Raw genomic sequence first — 4,447 nt, 5'->3', positions numbered from 1 at the left:
GGCGCTGCCCGGGGCCGGGGCCCCGGGCGGGACAGATGGGGAGGGCACGACCCCTCCTGCGCCGCTCGCCCAAGCCGGTCCCGCGCATCTCACCCGGCGTAGGTCTCGTCCAGCGCATAGCCCGTGGAGCGCACCGTGCGGATCGGGTCGCGCTCGCCCCGGCGGTTCAGCGCCTTGCGCAGCCGGCCGATGTGCACGTCGACGGTGCGCAGCTCGACATAGACGTCCTGCCCCCACACCCGGTCGAGCAGCTGCTCGCGGGCGTAGACCCGGCCGGGCCGCTGCATCAGCGTGTCGAGCAGGCGGAACTCGGTCGGCCCGAGGTGGATGTCGCGCTTGCCCCGCCGCACCCGGCACTGCTCGCGGTCGAGCACGATGTCGGCGAAGACCGCCACGTCGCCGGCGATCGCCGGCGCGGTCCGGCGCAGCACGGCGCGGATCCGCGCCACCAGCTCCGACATCGAGAAGGGCTTGGTCACATAGTCGTCCGCCCCGACATCGAGGCCGCGCACCCGGTCCTCCTCCTCGCCGCGGGCGGTCAGCATGATGACCGGGATGTCGCGGGTGGCCGGGCGGGCGCGGATCTGCCGGCAGAACTCGATCCCCGAGACGTTCGGCAGCATCCAGTCGAGCAGCATGAGGTCCGGCCGGCTCTCCTCGATCGCGACCATCGCCTCCTCGGCGTCGGCCGCCGTCGCGACGCTGAACCCCTCCTTCCCGAGATTGTAGGCGAGGAGCTGGCTGATCGGCTCCTCGTCCTCGACCACGAGTATCCTGGCCGCCATCCCTGCCCTCCGCTCGCTCAGTCGGTGAGGAACTCGAGCCCCTGCGGCTCGCCCTTCGGCCGGTCGTCCCCGAGGTTCTTGCCGGTGACGATATAGTGGACCATCTCGGCGACGTGCGTGGTGTGGTCGCCGATCCGCTCGAGGTTCTTGGCGATGAACATGAGCTGCGCCCCCACCCCGATCAGCCGGCTGTCCTCGACCATGTAGGTGACGACCTCGCGGAAGATCGCGTTGTAGAGCTCGTCGATCTCATAGTCCTGGTTCCAGATCTGCACCGCGAGATCCACGTCGCGCGAGGCATGCGCGTTCAGCACGTCCGAGAGCTGGGTCAACGTCTGCCGCCCCATGCGCACGATCGAGGTGGTCAGCCGCACCGGCTTGGCCGACGACAGCGGGATCGCCCGCTTGGCGATGTTCTTGGCGAGATCGCCGATCCGCTCCAGCGTCGAGGCGATCTTCATCGCCGCGATCAGCACGCGCAGGTCGGCCGCCACCGGCTGGCGCAGCGCGATCACCTTCACCGCCGATTCCTCGAGCGCCATCTCCATCGCGTCGAGCGCCTTGTCGCGCTCGATCACCTGCCGCGCCAGCACCGGGTCGCGGCTCTGCACCGACTCGAGCGCCTTGGAGAGCAGCTCCTCGCAGAGCCCGCCCATCTCCGAGATGCGGGCCTGGATCTGCACCAGATCCTCGTCGAAGGCCGATACGATATGCGCCATGGCGTCGTCCATTCCCCTGCGGCCGGGCGACCGCTCCCCCGCAGTATAGTGCCGCCCGCGACACGCGCATTACGGATTCAAGACACTTTCGCGACAGGCCAAGCCCTTCACCCTTCGGGCACATCCCCCGCGGCCGCCCCTTCGCCGCCCTCGCTGCGCGGCAGCCACACGGTGAAGGCGCTGCCCTTTCCCGGCTCCGACGCGATCTCCAGCCGCCCGCCGTGCCGGTTCAGGATGTGCTTGACGATGGCGAGCCCGAGGCCGGTCCCGCCCTTGTCGCGGCTCGAGCTCGCGCTCACCCGGTAGAAGCGCTCGGTCAGCCGGTGGATATGCTCGCGCGCGATCCCCGGCCCGCTGTCCTCCACCGTCACCCCGACGCGGTTCGGATGCGCCCGGGCAGGCGCCGCCTCGACGACGCGCACCACGGCGCCCGCGCCGCCATACTTCATCGCGTTGTCGATCAGGTTGGTGAAGACCTGCCCGAGCTGGTCGCGGTCGCCCCGCACCCGCACCCCGCCCGCCGCCACCTCGATCGCGAGCGTCACCCCTTGCCGGCGCGCGACCGGCAGCAGCGCCGCCGCACTCTCGGCGGCGATCTCGGTCAGCGACCATTCCTCCGCCGGGCGGACGTGCTCGGTCATCTCGATGCGGCTCAGCGACATCAGGTCGTCGACCAGCCGCTGCATCCGCCCCGCCTCCCGCGCCATGATGGCGAGGAACCGCTCCCGCGCGTCCGGGTCCTCGCGGGCGTGGTGCTGCAGCGTCTCGATATAGCCGATGATCGAGGCGAGCGGCGTCCGGAGCTCGTGGCTCGCGTTGGCGATGAAGTCCGAGCGCAGCTGCTCGGCGCGCCGCTGGTCGGTGCGGTCCTCGATCTGCACTATCCCCTGCGCCTCCGGCCCGAAGGCGTCCCCCGGCGGCAGCAGCCCGATCCTCGCCTCGAGGAAGCGCTCCTGGTCCTGCCGGGTCGAGAAGCGCACCCGCCGCTCCTCCCCGTCGGCCAGCGTCGCGCCCACCGCCTCGACGAAGGCCGGCACCCGGATCAGATGGGCGAAATGCGCCCCCGCCTCGAGCCGCGGCAGCGCGTCGGCTGCCGCCGGATTGGCATAGCTGACCCGCCCGGTGCGCGAGATGACGAGAAGCGGCGTCGGCAGCTTCTCGATCAGCGCCCGCCCGAAGGTCGAGGGCATCGTCGCCTTCGCCCCCTGGGCGGCCGCCGGCACCGGCCCCGCCGGCTCGCGCGCCAGCACCGCCGCCCCGACCAGCCCGACCAGCGCGCCCGCGGCGAAGGCGAGGAGGGGCGGCAGCGCCAGCGCCGAGGCGAGCGCCGCAAGCGCGCCCACCAGAACCGCGCCCCCGAACGGAACCCACCTCGCCATGCCGTCCTTGCTCTCCGCAGACCGGCTGCCTATGTGCCACCCGCCGGCCGGCAACGGAAGCCCGCCGAATAACCGCACCCTGTCCGACCGCTCCTCCAAGGCGTTGAGGGCAGCACCCGACCCGGCGGGCGAGAAGCGCCCGCCTGGGGCGGGGCGGGCGATGCCCGAGGCAGGGCCTCGGGCGGGACAGGTGGGGAGGGCGCGCGACTCTTTCGGTGCCGGTCGCCCGATCCTCAGGCGCGTGGGCGAGCAGCGACGCCGGCAAGGGCCAGGAGCCCGGCGCCCATCAGCCATGCGCCCGCCGGCAGCGGGATCGCGGTCACGGTCACATAGTCCCAGTCGGAGCTGCTGAAGCCGGACGTGAAGCGGTTGTTGTCGCCGAACGCGACGTCGAAGGTGGCCCAGCCCGGCGTCGTGACGCCGAGGTCGAGCGCGAGGAGGCCGTCGACGAAGACCCGCAGCCCGTCGCCCTTGCCCTCGAAGCGATAGGTATGGAACGCCGAGGTGTCGACCGCATAGCTGCCGTGGAAGGCACCATCGTCGCCGATCTCGAGACCGCTGCCGGTGAATCCGACCAGCGTGAGGTACTTCCGGTCCTGGATCCACATCCCCGGCGTGCCGACCGACGAGGGGTCGCGGCGCATCCGGGTTTCGATGGCCCAGCCGCCGCGGTTGGTCACCCGGTCGCGCCAGACGTCCGCCGGAGCGAAGAATTCATAGTAGGAGGGAGCCTCGACATGCAGGACGCCGTCCGAGACCGTGTGGCTGCCGTCGTCGTTCCAGCGCCACCAGCCCTCGTGCTGCGGGTCGGCGGCCAGGTCGAACGTCGTGGTGACGGCCCATGCCGGCAGAGCAGCGAGCGCAAGGGCGGCCGCCGCCGCGAGTGTCCTGAAGTTCATGCCATCCCCCCGGATACGTGGTCCCGCGGCAAGGTTAGCACGGTTTCGCGGCCGGGGACGCGGAAACGAAACGGTGGACGTTGCCGGACAGCCGGCAGTCCTCGGCAACCGGCCCCGCAACACATTTGTGGAAAGGGCGCGGCGAGATTGTCTTTGACCTGCCGCCCCATATCTTCTCTCTTGCAGGCGTGTGTGACGAGGTAGAGCGAATGATCCGCTACGCGCTGCGCTGCGACAAGGCGCACCGCTTCGAGTCCTGGTTCGGGTCCAGCGAGGACTTCGACCGGCTGCGCGCGGCCGGCATGGTCTCCTGCGCCGTCTGCGGCAGCACCGTCGTCGCCAAGGACCTGATGGCGCCCGCCATCGCCGCCGCCGATCCCGCGCCCTCGCTCGCCGCTCCCGCCTCGCCCGCCGAGCAGGCCCTGGCCGAGCTCCGCCGCCACGTCGAGGCGACCTCGGAGAACGTCGGGCGCGAGTTCGCCGCCGAAGCGCGCCGCATCCACGAGGGCGCCTCGCCCGAGCGCTCGATCATCGGCGAGGCGACCACGGCCGAGGCCCGCGCCCTCGCCGACGACGGCATCCCCGTCTCCCGCCTGCCCTGGTCCTCGCCCAAGTCGAACTGACCCCTCCGGGGCCCACCTGACGCGATCAGGCGCCATATGGAT

5 protein-coding genes are annotated in these 4,447 nt (G+C 71.6%); 1 reads left to right on the top strand and 4 read right to left on the bottom strand.

The genetic code is table 11. The features are described 5' to 3' along the window. Positions 1-89: 89 nt before the first annotated feature. The 4 genes from phoB to Q0112_RS07970 form a co-directional block, all read right to left on the bottom strand. Positions 90-785, bottom strand: a complete 696-nt coding sequence (gene phoB / locus Q0112_RS07985; protein ID WP_297973688.1) for a phosphate regulon transcriptional regulator PhoB — start codon at positions 783-785, stop codon at positions 90-92. Positions 786-802: 17 nt separating this feature from the next. After that, positions 803-1,504 carry a phosphate signaling complex protein PhoU gene (phoU, locus tag Q0112_RS07980; RefSeq protein WP_297973685.1) on the bottom strand — a complete coding sequence of 234 codons (702 nt, stop codon included), beginning with the start codon at positions 1,502-1,504 and terminating at the stop codon, positions 803-805. A gap of 107 nt (positions 1,505-1,611) precedes the next feature. Next, positions 1,612-2,883, bottom strand: a complete 1,272-nt coding sequence (locus Q0112_RS07975; protein ID WP_297973682.1) for an ATP-binding protein — start codon at positions 2,881-2,883, stop codon at positions 1,612-1,614. Positions 2,884-3,116: 233 nt separating this feature from the next. Next, a complete protein-coding gene (locus Q0112_RS07970; protein WP_297973680.1) occupies positions 3,117-3,782 on the bottom strand; it encodes a VPLPA-CTERM sorting domain-containing protein in 666 nt (221 codons plus the stop codon). Between the two features lie 209 nt (positions 3,783-3,991). On the opposite strand from Q0112_RS07970, the gene Q0112_RS07965 reads away from it, so the two are divergent. Continuing rightward, complete coding sequence (locus tag Q0112_RS07965; protein WP_297973677.1) at positions 3,992-4,405, top strand: DUF1178 family protein; 414 nt, start codon at positions 3,992-3,994, stop codon at positions 4,403-4,405. The last annotated feature ends 42 nt before the right edge of the window (positions 4,406-4,447 follow it).

The organism is uncultured Amaricoccus sp. (assembly GCF_937858865.1).
In the GTDB taxonomy this organism is placed as follows: domain Bacteria; phylum Pseudomonadota; class Alphaproteobacteria; order Rhodobacterales; family Rhodobacteraceae; genus Amaricoccus.
This window is presented reverse-complemented; position numbering and strand designations above follow the sequence as displayed.

Excerpts from the sequence above, each read along its gene's own strand:
- phoB (WP_297973688.1), bottom strand. The coding sequence starts at position 785 with ATGGCGGCCAGGATACTCGTGGTCGAGGACGAGGAGCCGATCAGCCAG.
- phoU (WP_297973685.1), bottom strand. The coding sequence starts at position 1,504 with ATGGCGCATATCGTATCGGCCTTCGACGAGGATCTGGTGCAGATCCAG.
- Q0112_RS07975 (WP_297973682.1), bottom strand. The coding sequence starts at position 2,883 with ATGGCGAGGTGGGTTCCGTTCGGGGGCGCGGTTCTGGTGGGCGCGCTT.
- Q0112_RS07970 (WP_297973680.1), bottom strand. The coding sequence starts at position 3,782 with ATGAACTTCAGGACACTCGCGGCGGCGGCCGCCCTTGCGCTCGCTGCT.
- Q0112_RS07965 (WP_297973677.1), top strand. The coding sequence starts at position 3,992 with ATGATCCGCTACGCGCTGCGCTGCGACAAGGCGCACCGCTTCGAGTCC.